The sequence below is a fragment of the Rahnella sp. NRRL B-41462 genome (genome assembly GCF_003263525.1).
GTDB lineage: Bacteria > Pseudomonadota > Gammaproteobacteria > Enterobacterales > Enterobacteriaceae > Rahnella > Rahnella aceris.
Map to the genome: position 1 here is coordinate 1 of NZ_JYDF01000041.1, position 16,912 is coordinate 16,912.

Annotated in this window: 16 protein-coding genes; 3 read left to right on the forward strand and 13 right to left on the reverse strand. The window is 54.5% G+C overall.

Going from position 1 to position 16,912, the window contains the following annotated elements:
* The 8 genes from dedD to UC14_RS11210 form a co-directional block, all read right to left on the reverse strand.
* On the reverse strand, positions 1-522 hold a 522-nt coding region (gene dedD / locus UC14_RS11175; RefSeq protein WP_112197707.1), incomplete at its 3' end, for a cell division protein DedD.
* Positions 512-1,798, reverse strand: coding sequence for a bifunctional tetrahydrofolate synthase/dihydrofolate synthase (gene folC / locus UC14_RS11180; protein WP_013574559.1), 1,287 nt, complete (start codon positions 1,796-1,798; stop codon positions 512-514). The genes folC and dedD, both read right to left, overlap by 11 nt.
* A 188-nt stretch (positions 1,799-1,986) precedes the next feature.
* Positions 1,987-2,901 carry an acetyl-CoA carboxylase, carboxyltransferase subunit beta gene (gene accD, locus UC14_RS11185; protein WP_013574558.1) on the reverse strand — a complete coding sequence of 305 codons (915 nt, stop codon included), beginning with the start codon at positions 2,899-2,901 and terminating at the stop codon, positions 1,987-1,989.
* Between the two features lie 262 nt (positions 2,902-3,163).
* On the reverse strand, positions 3,164-3,832 hold the full coding sequence (locus UC14_RS11190) for a DedA family protein (RefSeq protein WP_013574557.1): 669 nt from the start codon (positions 3,830-3,832) through the stop codon (positions 3,164-3,166).
* A gap of 59 nt (positions 3,833-3,891) precedes the next feature.
* Positions 3,892-4,722, reverse strand: coding sequence for a tRNA pseudouridine(38-40) synthase TruA (truA, locus tag UC14_RS11195; RefSeq protein ID WP_013574556.1), 831 nt, complete (start codon positions 4,720-4,722; stop codon positions 3,892-3,894).
* Between the two features lie 2 nt (positions 4,723-4,724).
* On the reverse strand, positions 4,725-5,735 hold the full coding sequence (locus UC14_RS11200) for an aspartate-semialdehyde dehydrogenase (RefSeq protein WP_013574555.1): 1,011 nt from the start codon (positions 5,733-5,735) through the stop codon (positions 4,725-4,727).
* A gap of 111 nt (positions 5,736-5,846) precedes the next feature.
* Positions 5,847-6,980, reverse strand: coding sequence for a 4-phosphoerythronate dehydrogenase PdxB (pdxB, locus tag UC14_RS11205; RefSeq protein ID WP_112151215.1), 1,134 nt, complete (start codon positions 6,978-6,980; stop codon positions 5,847-5,849).
* A gap of 100 nt (positions 6,981-7,080) precedes the next feature.
* Positions 7,081-7,872, reverse strand: a complete 792-nt coding sequence (locus UC14_RS11210; RefSeq protein ID WP_037036224.1) for a helix-turn-helix domain-containing protein — start codon at positions 7,870-7,872, stop codon at positions 7,081-7,083.
* Positions 7,873-8,000: 128 nt separating this feature from the next.
* Between UC14_RS11210 and UC14_RS11215 the strand changes: the two genes are divergently transcribed.
* Together UC14_RS11215 and flk are read left to right on the forward strand one after the other, a co-directional pair.
* Complete coding sequence (locus tag UC14_RS11215) at positions 8,001-8,897, forward strand: DMT family transporter (RefSeq protein ID WP_013574552.1); 897 nt, start codon at positions 8,001-8,003, stop codon at positions 8,895-8,897.
* Between the two features lie 254 nt (positions 8,898-9,151).
* Positions 9,152-10,201, forward strand: a complete 1,050-nt coding sequence (gene flk, locus UC14_RS11220) for a flagella biosynthesis regulator Flk (RefSeq protein WP_013574551.1) — start codon at positions 9,152-9,154, stop codon at positions 10,199-10,201.
* A gap of 18 nt (positions 10,202-10,219) precedes the next feature.
* Here the strand turns inward: flk and UC14_RS11225 are convergent, their stop codons facing one another.
* The gene (locus UC14_RS11225; protein WP_112197708.1) at positions 10,220-10,672 is read right to left on the reverse strand and encodes a rhodanese-like domain-containing protein; all 453 of its coding nucleotides are present in this window, start codon (positions 10,670-10,672) and stop codon (positions 10,220-10,222) included.
* 100 nt (positions 10,673-10,772) lie between these two features.
* On the opposite strand from UC14_RS11225, the gene UC14_RS11230 reads away from it, so the two are divergent.
* Positions 10,773-12,260: a PLP-dependent aminotransferase family protein gene (locus UC14_RS11230; protein ID WP_232829670.1), complete on the forward strand. Its 1,488-nt coding sequence runs from the start codon at positions 10,773-10,775 to the stop codon at positions 12,258-12,260.
* Here the strand turns inward: UC14_RS11230 and UC14_RS11235 are convergent.
* From UC14_RS11235 to fabB, 4 genes are all read right to left on the reverse strand, one after another.
* On the reverse strand, positions 12,253-13,380 hold the full coding sequence (locus UC14_RS11235) for an SLC13 family permease (protein ID WP_112197710.1): 1,128 nt from the start codon (positions 13,378-13,380) through the stop codon (positions 12,253-12,255). The genes UC14_RS11230 and UC14_RS11235 overlap by 8 nt on opposite strands.
* A 17-nt stretch (positions 13,381-13,397) precedes the next feature.
* Positions 13,398-14,870 (reverse strand): PepSY domain-containing protein, encoded by a 1,473-nt coding sequence (locus UC14_RS11240; protein WP_112197711.1) that lies wholly within the window; start codon positions 14,868-14,870, stop codon positions 13,398-13,400.
* An 85-nt stretch (positions 14,871-14,955) separates the two neighbouring features.
* Complete coding sequence (locus UC14_RS11245) at positions 14,956-15,441, reverse strand: DUF2946 domain-containing protein (protein ID WP_112151220.1); 486 nt, start codon at positions 15,439-15,441, stop codon at positions 14,956-14,958.
* A gap of 231 nt (positions 15,442-15,672) precedes the next feature.
* Positions 15,673-16,893, reverse strand: a complete 1,221-nt coding sequence (gene fabB / locus UC14_RS11250) for a beta-ketoacyl-ACP synthase I (protein WP_013574545.1) — start codon at positions 16,891-16,893, stop codon at positions 15,673-15,675.
* Positions 16,894-16,912 lie beyond the last annotated feature (19 nt).

Below are 16,912 nucleotides of genomic sequence, written 5' to 3' on the forward strand. Positions count from 1 at the left end.
TTTTTCTGCCGGCGCAGCCTTCGGCTGTTCAACCGGTTTTGGCTGTTCAGCAACGGCCTTCGGTTGCTCAACCGGTTTTGGCTGTTCGACCGGCTTCGGTTTCACCGTTGGCTTCGCTTCCACCATCGGTTTCGGTTCGATCACTTTGGGTTTTTGAGGAGCAGGCTGCACCGGTTTTTTCTGCTCAGGCAGTGTGGTGACCGGCGGCGCTTCTATCGTGGTATTACCCGGCGCCACATTGCCATGATTGGCGGCGTTGGTGTTATTGGCAGGACTTGTATCGTCCTGTTCACCATTCATCATCTGATCGGCACCTTCCGGCGGCTGAGCAGGCAAAGATTGCGTGACCGGTGGCACCGAGTCCTGTTCCTCAACATCACCCGGTTTTGGCACCAATGGAATAGACGCAAATTCGTCTTCGTAATGCTTTTTCTTGCCGTCGAGTAAACCAGGCAAAATGATGACACCCAGTGCCACCAGAATGACCGTCCCGACCAGACGATTTTGAAACTTACTTGCCACTGGTTTTCCCCGTGTCTATAGCATCCATTACGTGAGCTACGGTATGGAACGAGCCGCAGACAATCACAATATCCTGAGGAGCCGCCTCCTGCATAGCCTGTTTCCAGGCAGACTCCACATCATCAAACTGGCGCGCCTGCGGCAGATGGACGGTCAGTTCTTCGACACTGGCCCCGCGCGGGCCTTCCAGCGGCGCGCAATACCATTCATCCACCTGCGGCGACAGGCAAGCCAGCGTACCGGCAATATCTTTGTCTTTCAACATTCCGACGACGGCACGCACTTTGCCACCCTTTCGCGGCTGTTCCGCCAGACGTCCGGCCAGATACGCTGCCGCATGCGGATTGTGCGCGACATCCAGGATCAGCCTTGGCGATTCACTCACCGTCTGGAAACGTCCCGGCAAAGCAGCGCGCTGTAAACCGCTGCGCAACGCGGCTTCAGGGATATCCAGTGTTGAATAATGCAGTGCAGCCAGCGCGGTCGCGGCGTTAGCCAGCGGTACATTCGGCAACGGTAAACCTTCCAGCACGTTAACCTCATTACCTTCTTCCCGCGCTGCCCAGCGCCACTGTCCGGCATCCGCAGAAAAATGCCAGTTCACATCGCGGCGGTGTAAATCCGCATGTTTTTCCTGCGCAACCGCAGCAATGGATTGTGGCATATCCGGCTCACCCACCACGGCCGGTTTACCGGCGCGGAAAATACCGGCTTTTTCGCGGCCAATACTTTCGCGGTCAGATCCCAGCCAGTCGGTATGATCCAGCGCAATACTGGTGACGACAGCCACGCTGGCATCGACAATATTAGTCGCATCCAGACGACCGCCCAGCCCGACTTCAAGTATCACCACATCCAGCTTAGCCTGTTTAAACAGCTGCAACGCCGACAATGTGCCGTATTCAAAGTAGGTCAGCGAGATATCGCCACGGCCAGCCTCCAGCCCCGCAAAAGATTCGCAATGCGCAGATTCCGCTAATTCTTCCCCCTGAATACGGACACGTTCAGTGTAGCGCACCAGATGCGGGGAGCTGTAAACGCCCACACGGTAACCCGCCGCCATCAGGATGGATTCCAGCGTCGCGCAGGTGGTGCCTTTACCATTAGTTCCGGCCACGGTGAAAACCAGCGGCGCTGGCGTCAGTAAGTCGAGTTTGGCGGCAACCGCTTTGACCCGGTCAAGGCCAAGCTCAATAGCCTGAGAGTGGAGATGTTCAAGATAATAAAGCCACGTGGCCAAAGGCGACGTGGCTTGGGGAATAAGTTGATTTTGCATGAGTCCCGTTCAACCTTGTCAGGTTCACTTCGACACTACATCACCAGACTGTGACAGCAGGCAATGCCCTCTTTGTCAGATCACACCAACAGAGTAAAAGCACGGCTGTCTGTTTTGCAGAAAAACAGTGTGGGCGGCACAACACGCGGTGGCCGCCCGAATAACTGACCGGCGTTTACCCTGTTCGATCAGGCATCCTGGTTGTCAGCGGCAGAACCGTTGACAGCAACATGGACGTCAGCCACTTTCGGCTCCGGTTGCCCGGTCAGTTTCGCCAGAACGCTGCCCAGTTTGGCGCGCATTTCCGGACGACGTACGATCATATCAATCGCACCTTTTTCGATCAGGAATTCACTGCGCTGGAAGCCCGGCGGCAGTTTTTCACGAACGGTTTGCTCGATAACACGTGGACCGGCAAAACCGATCAGCGCCTTCGGCTCCGCGACGTTAATGTCACCCAGCATTGCCAGACTGGCAGAAACACCGCCCATCGTAGGGTCAGTCAGTACAGAAATGTATGGCAGGCCACGTTCCTGTAACTTCGCCAGTGCTGCACTGGTTTTCGCCATCTGCATCAGCGACATCAGCGCTTCCTGCATACGGGCGCCGCCACTGGCAGAGAAACAGACCAGCGGGCAGTTATCTTCCAGTGCCTGCTCAACGGCACGCACAAAACGTGCCCCCACGACGGACGCCATTGAACCGCCCATGAAAGCAAATTCAAACGATGCGACCACGATTGGCATGCCAAACAGCGTACCTTTCATGACGACCATGGCGTCTTTTTCGTTGGTTTCTTTTTGTGCTGCAACCAGACGATCTTTGTATTTCTTGGAATCTTTAAACTTCAGAACATCTTTAGGCTCAAGCTCACTGCCTAACTCAATCTCACTGCCCTCGTCCATGAAAGTGGACAGACGCATACGCGCGGTAAGGCGCATATGGTGGTCGCACTTAGGGCACACCATGAGATTGCGCTCAAGCTCGGCGCGGTAAAGGACCTGCCCGCAGCTGTCACATTTAGTCCAGACGCCCTCAGGAATACTTGCCTTACGGGTTTGCGAGTCAGTGCTCTTACTAAGAATTCGTTCAATCCAGCTCATCGATAACCTTTCTGTTTGAACCCGGCCGAAGCCAGTCCGCTGTTCATGCTGTAACAAGTCCCCTGAAACCTACCCAAAATCGCCTGTGTACGGGGTGATAAAAAACCTCACACACCGCGCCACAGAAGGGTTGTTCGCAGGAACAGACCATAAATTGTCGCTCATTAAACCATAACGGCCAGACACTGTGGATAAAAAACTGGTCCTACCCTCAGGTTTAATGCCTTAAATTTTAAAGCGCTTGCGTAAAAAACGTACGGAATTAATCCTGTTGACGCTTTTCTTTGGCCGCTGCGCGTTTGTGCCGCCAGATTTCAATCACACCCGGCAGGATGGAAACCACAATGATTGCCACGATCAGTAATTTCAGATTTTCCTGAACAATCGGCAGATCGCCGAAAAGGTAGCCAGCATAGGTAAATAACAGCACCCAAACCAGTGCACCAATCACGTTATACGCAGCGAAATGGCGGTAAGACATATGCCCCATACCGGCCACAAACGGTGCAAACGTGCGGACGATCGGCACGAAGCGCGCAAGAATAATCGTTTTGCCGCCATGTTTCTCGTAAAACTTATGCGTCTTGTCCAAATAACTGCGACGGAAAATCTTTGAATCAGGATTACTGAACAGACGTTCACCAAAGACCCGTCCGATAGTGTAGTTCACCGCATCGCCGAGTATCGCCGCAATCGCCATCAGGAACGCCATCAGATGAACGTTCATGTCGTTGCCCGGCAACGCCGCCAGCGCACCTGCTACGAACAATAATGAGTCACCCGGCAGGAAAGGTGTCACCACCAGACCGGTTTCGCAGAACAAAATCAGGAATAAAATGCCGTAAACCCAGATGCCATACTGCGCAACCAGCTCCGCTAAATGCACATCAATATGCAAAATAAAATCAATGACAAAGTGAATAAAACCCATTTGATTTTCCACCTCTTTCCGGTTTAACAGCCCATTTAAACAATCGCTTGATCCGTTCCTTAATCTTCGAGGAACAGGGGTCCCATATTCACCTGAGGCAGCGCAAATTTCTCAGGGTAATCCACGCAGACCAGATATAACCCTTCAGGCTTGCCCGTAGCTGCCGCAAGATTGCGATCTTTCGCTGCCAGTAGCTCCCCCATCCAGCCAACAGGCTGATTACCGGCACCGATTTCCACCAGGCTACCCACGATGTTGCGCACCATGTGATGAACAAACGCATTAGCCTTGATATCGACCACCACATAGCTGCCGTGACGGCTCACATTCACATGCATCACATAACGCCACGGCGTACGCGACTGGCACTGTGATGCACGAAAAGACGTGAAATCGTTCTCACCCAGCAACGCCTGACCGGCAAGCTGCATTTTTTCGACGTCGAGCGGCATGTGAACATGGGTCACGCCGGCATGCAAAATCGCTGAACGGTAACGGTTGTTATAAATAACGTATCGATACCGGCGGGCGGTGGCGCTGAAACGGGCATGAAAATCCTCGCCCACATTCGCACACCAGCGCACAGCGATATCTTTGGGCAAATGGGTATTCACCCCCATCGTCCATGCCGCGTCTTTGCGCAGCACCGGCGTGTCGAAATGCACCACCTGCCCCGTTGCGCTGACGCCTGCGTCTGTACGCCCGGCGCAAAACACGACGATCGGTGCATTGGCCACACGGCTCAGTGCTTTTTCCAGACACTCCTGCACGCTGGCGACGCCCTGCTGACGCTGCCAGCCAAAATAGGCACTGCCGTCATATTCAATGCCTAACGCCACACGTCCGGCAACCGGTGCGGTGCTGACGTCAGCGATCACTTCATCGGACATAATCAGTACCAGTACTCGTTAATCAGCTTCTCTGCGGTTTCCACCGCCATCAGTGCGCCGCCAAAACGGACGTTGTCAGCCACTGACCAGAATTGCAGTAACTCAGGAATGCCGTAGTCATTACGGATACAACCGATGCTCAGATTGGCATTACCGGACGCATCACTGACCTGCGTCGGGAAATCATCTTCATCGCTCAGATTAATATCATCAATGCGTTCGAGTTCAGCGCGCGCTTCTTCCGCTGACAGCGGACGCAAACCTTCCATATGAACCACCTGCGCGTGACCGTAAAACACCGGCGACTGCACGCAACTGACAGAAATCGGCAGCCCATCGTCCTGCAACACCTTGCGAACCTGATCCACCAGGCGGCGTTCCTGACGCACACTGCCCTCTTCATCACTGACCAGCGGTAACAGGTTAAACGCCAGTTGTTTGCTGAAAATGCCTTCTTCTGCCGGAATGCCGTTCAGCAGACGGGCGCTTTGCCCGGCCAGATCGTCAACCGCGGCTTTGCCCAGCGCAGAAACGGAAAGCAAAGAAGTGACATGCAGACGCGACAAACCGGCCTGTTCGGTCAGTGGTTTGATGGCGGTCAGCAGTTGGCTGGTCAGGCTGTCGGCCACGGCCACGATATTGCGGTTGCGGTAATGAGACAGTGCGTCAGGGTTCACGCCCGGCACCACCAGAGGAATATCATGTTCAAGAGAGAACAGGCCGCTGCTGTCGATGACCAGACAGCCCTGATTTGCCGCTTCTTCGGCATACAAGGCAGAAGCCTCAGAACCCGCAACAAAGAACGCCAGTTGGACCTGCGACCAGTCGAACTCAGATGCCTGTTGTACGCGCAGACTTTTGCCGTTAAAACGCACGGTCTTACCGGCGCTGCGTTCACTTGCCAGCGGGAAGAGCTCACCAACCGGGAACTGACGATCAGCCAATAATTCCAGTAACGCATCACCGACTGCGCCCGTTGCGCCAAGCAGCGCAATATTCCAGCCATCAGACATGTTGGTATTCTCCAGAAAATAAAAGTACAAAATACAAGGGGCGATGATGATCACCGCCCTGTTTGCAAACGTGTTATCACACCACTCGCGGCGAAAAAACTTAAGGCCGTTTTAAGCAGTGGCTAACTGGCTGTTAAAGCCCAGTTTTTTCAACACACCGGCGGTCGCCGCATCGTCGCAAATCACCCGTAAAGATGACCACTCACGACGTTCTTCATAGAACTTACGCAGCTTGTCGAATTCGCCCGGTTTTCCGGCGACACGGCGCAAAGGCCGGTCATCGCGGCGCACATCATACACTAAGTGAATAAGACGCAGCAGTTTGGCTTCGCTCAGCGCGCCACTCAGCGTCACTTCGGCAAATTCAGGCGCAGGGAGTAATGATTCCGGCGGCACCGTTTGTGGCTGACCGATAAACTGACTGAATGCTTCGAACACCTGTGTGGTGCCGCGTGCTTTCCCTTCCAGGCTGTAACCGGCGATATGTGCCGTGCCGATAGCAACTTTATCCAGCAACGCTAACGACAAATCAGGTTCCGGTTCCCAGACATCCAGCACAGCCGTCAGTTTTTTGCTGCCATTCAGTGCGTCGAGCAGCGCGGCGTTATCCACCACCTCACCACGACAGGCGTTAATGAGGATCCGGTCAGCGGGCAGACGCGCCAGTAAATCCGCATCCACCAGATGATGTGTGGCATAAGGGCCGGACATATTCAGCGGCGTATGGAACGTCAGGATATCGGCTTCAGCGACCAGCTTCTCAAGCGGCCAGAATTCACCGGCATCACCCCGATCGGCTCGCGGCGGATCGCACAATAACGTGCGTACACCCAGCGCTTCAAGGCGGGTATTCAGACGTGAACCGACGTTACCGACACCAATGATCCCGACCGTTTTATCGCGCAGATGGAAACCGTCGCGCTGAGCAAGGATCAGCAAGGATGAGAAAACATATTCCACCACGGCAATGGCATTACAGCCGGGCGCGGCCGAGAAACCAATCCCTGCGCTGGCAAGCCATGCATCATCAACGTGATCGGTGCCCGCCGTGGCGGTACCCACAAATTTCACCGGTTTTCCCGCCAGCAAACTTTCGTTCACTTTGGTCACAGACCGCACCATCAACGCATCGGCATCATTCAGGGCATCTTGCGGGATAGGACGGCCAGGTACGGCCTGCACGTTCCCCAACCGGCTAAAAAGCTCGACGGCATACGGCATATTTTCATCAACCAGGATTTTCACGTTTGTCTCCGGCAGCATGGCCTAAAGAAAGAATAGAAAATAAAGAGGGCATTGATTTTGCCACGATACCGGGCCAGATCCCAACTTTCAGGGCACAGGTTTACCTGTCGTTACGAAAACGCTGCGGCGTGGTGCCGGAAACCTGCTGGAACATGGCGATAAATGCCGAAGACGAGCTGTAGCCCAGATCAAGCGCGACTTCCTGCACCGTTTTCCCCTGCTCCAGCAATGAGACCGAATGCAGGAAACGCAACCGCTGACGCCATTGGGCAAAACTCATCCCCAGTTCCTGCTGGCAACGCCGCGACAATGTTCGTTCGGTGGTATACACCTGCTTCGCCCATTGCGCCAGCGACGTATTATCCGCCGGGTTTTTCTCCAGTGCGCTCAGAACGGGGGCCAGTAATTTATTTTCCGATGTGGGTAAATAGGTGTTCTGACGGGGTGCCAGACTGATTTGATCCAGTAAAACGCGGCACATACGCAGATCCGTTTCACTCTGCGGCTCGGTCATATTCCGTGAGAAACAGTCATCAGCAATGGCGTTAAAAATGGCCGTCGGCGTCAGCAGGCAAGGCCCGGCGGGCAGATGGGTATCCAGCTCAGGCGCGATATCAATGACGCAAAAACGCGTGGTTTTACGGTTATAGCTTGAATGCTCAACCCCTGCGGGCACCCAGATAGCGAATTCACGCGGGGCCAGATAACGCTGTCCGGCTACGCGCATGGCAAGAACGCCGGATTTCACGCAGATAATCTGGCTCCACGGATGTGAATGCTCAACATACTCAGAATTCCCCTCCACAATTTCCCCGCGAAAAAGCAGGGTCACCGGCATCTTTTCCGGTAACGGCGGGTAATATCGGGGCAAAGAACTACGGGGCGCGGGCATAAATACCTTTTGTCTGTGAGCAACACGAGGATTGTCTGAATTACGCGATCAGTTGTCTGATTATCGTTATATATAACAAATAAGACAACCGTACACTGACGTGACGATTTACTCAGGAATAATATTCAATGAATGTGCTCTTTCCCCTGCTCGCCGTCCTGATCTGGTCGCTGAATGCTGTTGTCAGCAAAGCCTCGGCCAGCGCGATTGATCCTGCCGCCATTTCGTTCTACCGCTGGCTTCTGGCATTGCTGACGCTAACGCCTTTCGTTCTGCCCGGCATGCTGCGCAACCTTCAGGTGGTGAAACAATACGGGTGGAAACTGCTGATCCTCGGCCTGTTGGGCATGGTGCTGTATCAGAGTCTGGCTTACTACGCCGCACACAGCGTCAGCGCACTGTTTATGGGTATCCTGAATTCACTCATCCCGCTGCTGACCGTGCTGATTGGCCTGTTTGTGCTCAGTGTGGTCCCGACAGTGGGTGTGGCGCTGGGCAGTATTATTTCCCTCGGCGGTTTAGTCTGGCTGGTCAGTGCCGGGGATCCGGCGCAGTTGCTGCAACACGGCATCGGCACGGGCGAACTGATGATGTTTGCGGCTTCGGCCTCCTACGCGCTGTATGGCGTGCTCACCAAACGCTGGGCGATCCCGCTGCCGAACTGGCAGTCGTTGTATGTGCAGATCATTTTCGGCGTTTTATTGCTGCTGCCCAACTTCCTGCTCGCGAAGGATGTCAGCCTGACGGCACATAATATTCCGCTGGTGCTTTTCGCCGGGATCCCGGCGTCAATTATTGCGCCATTTTTGTGGATCCAGGGCGTGATCCGTTTGGGTGCCAATAAAGCGTCGATTTTCATGAATCTGTCGCCGATTTTCACTGCGGTCATCGCCGTACTGTTTCTGCACGAACAGTTGCACAGCTACCATCTGATTGGCGGAGGTATCACGCTTGCCGGGGTCATTCTGGCACAGCGTTTGCGAAAGCCGCTGTTCACCCGTAGCGCGTCCGCGAAACAAAAATAAATTATCTCAATCGTATGCCATCTTCACTGAAGAGGGTGGCGCCTTCCCTCCACTTTCTGCTTTCGCGCCCCGCCAGACGTTTTTAGCGGCTGTTTTAGGAAACAATATCCTGAAGAATCTTTCTCAGCCTGCTATTCACTGTGTCGATTAAAACACTTTGCAGGTATGATGAGGCGCTTCCGCGCTCTGCGCCGTGCTTTTTACTTATCATTGAGTTTAAGCGACGTTTTAAATTTCCAGCGAAGGACGGTGATATGCAACCTTTGAGCGGCCCGGGCATGCCGGTTGGCGACAACAGAACACAACCCCAGGGTCAGACCGTTCCGGCTAAAGCAGGTACTGAGCTGCCATTAACGCCGGTACAGCGCACCACGCTGGAAAAACTGATCGTCAAACTGATGGCACTGACGCCAATCAAATCTGCTGAGATCTGGGCCAATTTGCGCCACGATCTTGCGTTGCCTCACGGTGCAGAAATCACCTCACAGCAATTCCCGCAGGCCGAAGCGCTGTTGCAGGGAAAACTCTCGCAGGCGCAGGACAGCCATGCCTCACGCCAGCTGATGCTGCAACTGACTGAGCTGCTGCCGCAGGGTAATAACCGGCAGGCGGTGAGCGATTTTATCCGCCAGAATTTCGGTCATACCGTACTGAGTCAGCTGACGCATCCGCAGTTGCAACAGGTGCTGGATCTGATCCAGACCCGTCAGATGAATATCCCGCAGCCCCAGCAGACGCCGGTCACCGATCGTCCGTTGCTGCCTGCCGAACACAACAGCCTGCAACAGCTTGTCACCCGCCTCAGTGCAGCCACTGGCGAAGCCCCGGTGAAAGTCTGGCAGGAACTGTTTACGCTGGTTGGCGTGAAAGTGGGCGAACCTATACCGGCGAAGCATTTTCAGGTGCTCAGCCAGTTTATGCAGGTGAAAGCGTCACTGAGCCAGCAGACCACAGCACCAACGCTGACCACATTGCTGAGCGTGCTCAAGCAACCGGCCAGCACCCATGAAATTCATCAGCTAACGGAATACGCCGAAAACCGTTTCAGTGCGACGCTTTCCACGCCGCTGACGCAGGTTCAGGTCAGTGATCTGATTGGTGTGCTGTTCAGCCAGCGGGTTGACCGTTCTCCACGCGCCGATGATACAGACGATACATTCACCACCGTGACACGGACCGATCCTCAACCGATCATGAATCCGTTTATCGCGATGTTGCCGCCGTCCATGCAGGCGATGGGCGGCAAGCCGCTGTTGTTTATCGCGTTCGTGGTGGTCGTACTGCTGTTGTGGTTGCTGTTTTAATCCTGCAATAACGCCCTATCAACAACCGCAATCTGGCGGCATTTGTTCCCGTGAGTACTGTCCGCGTTCTTCACCTGGCGTAACCGGGTGCTGATCGCGGATCCAGAAATCCAGCCCGCCAATCATTTCCTTTACCCTGAATCCAAGTTTCGCCAGTTTATACGCGCCCTGCGTCGAACCGTTGCAGCCAATTCCGTCGCAATACGTCACGTACACCACGTCTTTGAGAAGTTCGCGGGTGCTTTCTGCTGTCATCAGTTTATGCGGAAAACTGACCGCGCCCGGCACATGGCCGCGTACATAATGTTCAGCAGAACGGGTATCAATAACCACAATTGCGCTCACACCGTTTTGTAAATCCGCCGCGACATCGGCGGCATCAGTATAAAAACTCAGTTTCGACAACAAATACGCAGCACTGATTTCAGGTGACGGTGGGGCGAATCCCAAAACATAAGACTCTTGTTGCATAAACGCTTCCTCATTAAGTGATATGGCTGAAAACAGTTCCATCATCGCTGTTTTTGGTCTTATGATTAATGCCAATTTCAAGCCGATGATAAGACCCATTATGCCAGCACTGTCTCAGCCCTCTGCACTGATTACGCTTTTCGAAAACACAGCGACCAACGGTTCAGGCGCTGCGGCAGGTTTGCGTGACCGGCTGTGTGCTGCGTTGCGGCAGGCCATCAATTCCGGCGCGCTGGCTGGCGGAGAACGCTTGCCCTCTTCCCGCATCCTGGCCTGTGATCTGAAACTCTCACGGGTGACCGTGGAAGCCGCCTACGCGCAGGCAGAAGCGGAGGGCTATCTTCAGCGCCATACCGGCAAAGGCACCTTTGTCAGCCAGTCACTGCCCCGCGCTCCGTCCTCCCGAAACAGTAAAGTCATCCCACCGGGATTGGCGGGATTGTCAGCGCGCGGAGAGAAAATTGTCGCCACCGGCGGTTGTCGTGATCCGCAATCGCCCGTCGCCTTTGCAGCCGGTTCGCCTGATCTGCGCGCCTTCCCGCTGAAAATCTGGAAGCAAATTAGCGCCAGACAACTGCGGACTCAGGGCGAACGTCTGCTGGGATATGGCGACCCGCAAGGGTATTTGCCGTTGCGCGAGGTGCTGGCCAGCTATCTTCAGCAGTCACGCGGGGTCATTTGCAGCGCTGAACACATCCTGATCACCACCAGTTCTCAGCAGGCATTACAACTGCTGGCGATGCTGCTGATTGATCCGGCTGATAGGGTTTGGGTTGAGCAGCCGGGATATCCGGGCGCCCGCAACGCGTTTGCCAGTGCCGGAGCCGACATTTGCGCCATTGCGGTGGATGAGCAGGGAATGGCGCCGGAAGCTGATTCACCCGTGCCACGCCTTATGTACCTGACACCATCACACCATTACCCGACCGGTGTCAGCCTGAGTTTGTCACGCCGTTTACACCTGCTCGAATACGCGAAACGTCACAACAGCTGGATCATCGAAGATGATTATGACAGCGAACTGCATTACGACGGGCGACCGCTTCCGGCCATGCAGGGACTGGATAAACATCAGCGGGTTATTTATGTGGGGACGTTCTCGAAAGTTTTATTTCCGTCTTTGCGGCTGGCCTATGCCGTATTACCGCCTGCGCTGGTGGCGCCAATGGTGATGATGCGCACCGTGAATGACGGCCATTCTTCGCAACTGATGCAGGCCGTCACGGCGGAATTTATGCAGGCCGGGCATTTCGCTTCACATCTGCGCTTGTCACGTCAGCTTTACCATAGCCGCCGTGATCATCTGCTGGCGCAAATTAAGCAAAAGATTGAATGGCTGACACCTCAGGTGGCAGCCGGAGGGCTACAGCTCGCTGCCCGTCTGCCTGCCGGGCAGGAACCGCATTTCAGCGCCCTTGCCGCACAGGCTGGCGTTGAGACGCCACGGCTTTCACCTTTGTTTACCGCCAGCGCCGGTGTAGTGACACGACATCAGGACGGCTGGCTGCTGGGGTTTTCAGCATTAACCCCCGCTGAAATCACCGCCGCCGTGAACCGTCTGGCTTCGCTGCAGGTGCCCGTCATTTAACAAACAGCGTCAGCAATAGCCAGCCCGTGATGCCGCTGAACAGCAGGAACGGGAAAGAGTAATAGTGAAACCGCAGCCAGATCTTTTTGTCATTCGCCATGCGTAACGCGATGAGATTGGCCAATGAGCCTATCGCCAGCCCGAAACCGCCGGCATTGACGGCATAAGCCAGCAGCGGCCCGGAAGGTAAATAGTTGATCATCAGGATCGTCGCAGGCACATTGCTGATCACCTGAGAAAGCCCGATGCTCAGCAGATAATGTCCGTAATCTGGCAAGCTATGAATGTGGGTAAACGCAGGCTGCAGGGCATTCAACCCGACCAGTAAACGCACATCGATAAACATCACGATAAACACCAGGATCAGCGGCCAGTCGATACGCAGCAGAACATTCCGCGCCAGCAATAAAAAGCACAGGATCACCGCCAGCAACCCATACAACGCCAGCCCCAGATCGACACAGGCAATAAACACCACGTAAAGGACGACGCAGCTTACCAGCAGACGCTTGCGGAAAGGGTATCCCTGATTGTTCTCAATCTTTTTCAGGCTATGCGACGGAAAACAAAACCAGGTCACCAGCAATAATGCAGTCAGGGTTATCAGCGCCAGCGGTGTCATCTGCCCGATAAAATGCAGGAACGACTGACCGGATTTATTCCATAGCAGGATATTTTGCGGATTACCGATCGGCGTAAGCAGCGAACCGCCATTTACCGCCAGCGCTTCAAATATAATCAGCCGCGTCACCGGCAACGACGTCAGTTTCTTCAGCGTGATCGTCAGCGGAATCACGATGAACAGTGCGACGTCATTGGTCATAAACGTGGACAGCAGCGCCGCCGCAGTGACCAGAAACAGCGCCAGCCGCCGCTCATTGTCGATGGCGTTAATCATCTTACGGCCAACAAAATCAAAATAACCGCTGACCTCAACGCCCTTGGTCAGCATCAGCAAACCCAGCAAAGTGACGATCGTGTCCCAGTCCACAAACTGCGGGAACCGGCTGATTTTCTCCGGCTGGAACAGGGTCAGAATGACGCCAAGCAGGATTAACAGATGCAAAAATCTGTCACGTAAAAAAGGCTTCAATACAGAGCCAGATGCCGCCATCAACATGTTTTTTTCTTCTCTGATCAGAATGCGCTGACGTTACCCGAAGAATTTCGCCGCTGCCAGCGGATAACATCGATCAGCATAAAAATAAGTAAACTCGCACCCATCACGGGCAATGAAATTGCCAGACCGAGCGTGATCACCAAAATCGGGCATTGCAGGCTGAACGGCACCGACGTCCAGGTTTGTAGCAGAGTAACAACCGGATGACTACCGTCATTGCTGACAGTTCTGCGCAGCCACCACAGGCGATATCCCCAGGCAATCATCACGCAAAGTCCGACACCAAAAATCACCAGGATGGCCTGATTCCAGACGCCGAACAGAATCCCCATATGTGCATCCACGCCCCAGCGGGTGAGTTTGGCGAGCAACGGGAAATCAGCAAACCGCACGTGATCGACAATCTGCATTGAACGGGGATCGACGGACACCGCATCCACCTGCGTCGGCCAGCGGCGATCGACTTCCGTCACCGTCCAGGCTTTCTCCGCACTATACGTCGGACGGATTTCAATCTTGTTCGCCGCAATGCCAGACTCACGCGCCGCCTGTACCACTGCATCAAAAGTCTGTGCAGAAACAGCGACGGCTTGCGGCACAGCAGGCATTTTATGCGCAGACATGTCCATTCCCGGCATATCAGGCATGTCTGCCATCTGCGCATGATGTTCCGCATGTTCATCCACAGGTGCGGCGGCCGCCTGCGGATCCAGACTGGTTTTCACGGCAGGCGTCATCCAGCCCATATACGCGCGCAGCACACCGATATTGTCACCCGCCCATTGCGACCACGTCAGGCCGGTAGCGGAGAAGAACAGTAAGCCAGCCAGTAAACACAGGCCGAGCGTGCTGTGCCAGCGGCGACTGTGCTGCTGTTTTTCCGCTTTCCCGCTGACCTTACGCAACTGGCGGGGTTGACGGCGGCCAGTGAACCAGAGCACGACGCCGCCCAATGCCGCTACCCAAAGCCAGGAGGCGGCGAGTTCGCTGTAAATGCGCCCCGCATCACCGAGTAGTAAGCCGCGATGCAAATCATCCAGCCAGGTGCGGAACGGCAAAATGCCGCTGGTGCCGTACACCGTCATGTCCCCTTTCACCGCCAGCGTCACCGGATCGATGAAAATCGCCCGGCTTTTGGAGGCGCCCAGTAGCGGATCAGAAAACATGACCCGGGTGGTCTCACCGGCAGAAGGTGCCGGTCTGACCGCATAAATCTGTTTATCCTGGCCGGTTACGTTTAGCGCCGCATCAATCTGTCGGGAAAGCGGCTGCGGTTCACCGTGTGAGGAGGTGAAGAGCGCATCAGAATAGAGATAATTTTCGAACTGAGGGGTCAGCACATACAACGTACCGGTGAGTGCCGCGACAAAAATAAACGGTCCGACGAACAGGCCAATGTAAAAATGCACGCGGCGCAGCAACGCCAGAAAGGCCACTCGTGCAGGCATTTTTTTACCCGCGCTGGCAGGCAGGTTTGCAGGTTGATTCATAAATCTGATTTCCTGAATTTCAAATAGCACGCCGTCAACAGCGATAACAATCGCAGTTAACTTGAAAAAATTGATTCAGAGGCAGTTACAGAAAAACAGGCGGTGCGCGGGGTTGGGAATCCGTGAAAAACAGCGAAGGGATAAGACGTTGTATAACAGCGCGCGGAGGGGCACGGCTGGAAAAATCCAGCGACCACAGCATCGGCATGGCCTGTAAATCGAGCATCGGTAAATGCACCAGCAGCACGCAATAACCGCAGGCAGCATCGCTCATTTCACCGGAAAGCATCGCTTTCACCGCATCCTGCGGCGCTGATTTACAGGCTTGCTTCTGACAATGTTCCATCGATGATGCGTGATGGCCTGACATATTCATGTCAGCCATATCTGCATCCGGCATATCCATGTCCATATCGGACATCACCATGCCGGACATCATCATATGCTGCGCACCCTCAGCCACCAGCGATTTAGAAATCACCGGCGCAATAAACAACATCAGGATCGCCACTATCCCGAGCCAGGCCGGAACATGCAGATGTCGATGATGGATGTGTCTGAGTGAGAGCATTATGTCAACAAGGTGAAAATAAGAAGCGGCGAAATTGTACCTGAATTGTTGATAAACATATCCAAAATCATTCGAGTTGCATCAAGGCGGCGAGAGAATGAATCCTCAGGAGCTTACAAAAGTAAGTGACTGAGGTGAATGAACGAAGCCAACGCAGAGGCGGCCCGAAGGATGATGGATGTAAAAAAGCCCGCTCGGAAGCAGGCTTTTATTGACTAACTTAGCGACAGATTATTTGTCGTTTTTCAGCTTACGCATGACCAGCGTGGCATTGGTGCCACCGAAGCCGAAGCTGTTGGACATCACAGTCGTCAGCTCGCGCTGAGTGGGTTTAGTGATGATGTCCATGCCTTCGGCCTGCTCATCGAGATTCTCGATGTTGATGCTTGGCGCGATGAAGCCGTATTCAGCCATCAGCAAGGTATAGATCGCTTCCTGAACGCCTGCGGCACCCAGCGAGTGACCGGTCATGGCTTTGGTAGAAGACAGTGCCGGGGTTTTATCGCCGAACACTTCACGGATAGCGCCCAGTTCTTTCACGTCGCCGACCGGGGTAGAAGTCCCGTGCACGTTCACGTAGTCGATTGGGGTATCCACGCCGTTCATTGCCATTTTCATGCAACGCACTGCGCCTTCACCAGATGGAGCCACCATGTCTGCGCCGTCAGACGTTGCGCCGTAGCCAACGATTTCTGCGTAAATGTGCGCGCCACGTGCCAGAGCGTGTTCCAGCTCTTCGACAACAACCATACCGCCGCCGCCTGCGATAACGAAACCGTCACGCGCTTTGTCGTAGGTACGGGAAGCTTTGTCTGGAGTTTCGTTGTAGCTGGTGGACAGTGCGCCCATCGCGTCGAATTCGCACGCCATTTCCCAGCACAGCTCTTCACCGCCACCGGCAAACACCACGTCCTGTTTGCCCAGCTGAATCATTTCTACCGCGTTACCGATGCAGTGTGCAGAGGTGGCGCAGGCAGAACTGATGGAATAGTTAACACCACGAATTTTGAATGGGGTCGCAAGGCAGGCTGAAACGCCGGAAGCCATCGCTTTGGTCACCATGTAAGGGCCAACGCCGCGCAGGCCTTTGGCACGCATACCGTCGGAGCCCGCAACCTGATTGCGCGGAGAACCGCCGCCGGAACCTGCAATCAGGCCGGTACGTTCGTTGGAAACCATTTCAGGGGTCAGACCAGAGTCTTCAATCGCCTGTTGCATGGAAAGGTAAGCGTAGATCGAGGCATCACTCATGAAACGCACAATCTTACGATCGATGAGGCCTGCGGTGTCTAATTTGACATCACCCCAGACGTGACTACGCATCCCGGCATCTTTCAGCTCTTGCGAGAAGGTGATCCCAGAGCGACCTTCCTGCAGAGATGCAAGAACTTCCTGCTTGTTGTTACCGATGCTCGAGATGATACCCAGGCCAGTAATCACTGCACGTTTCATTTAATACCTCTTGTACTAT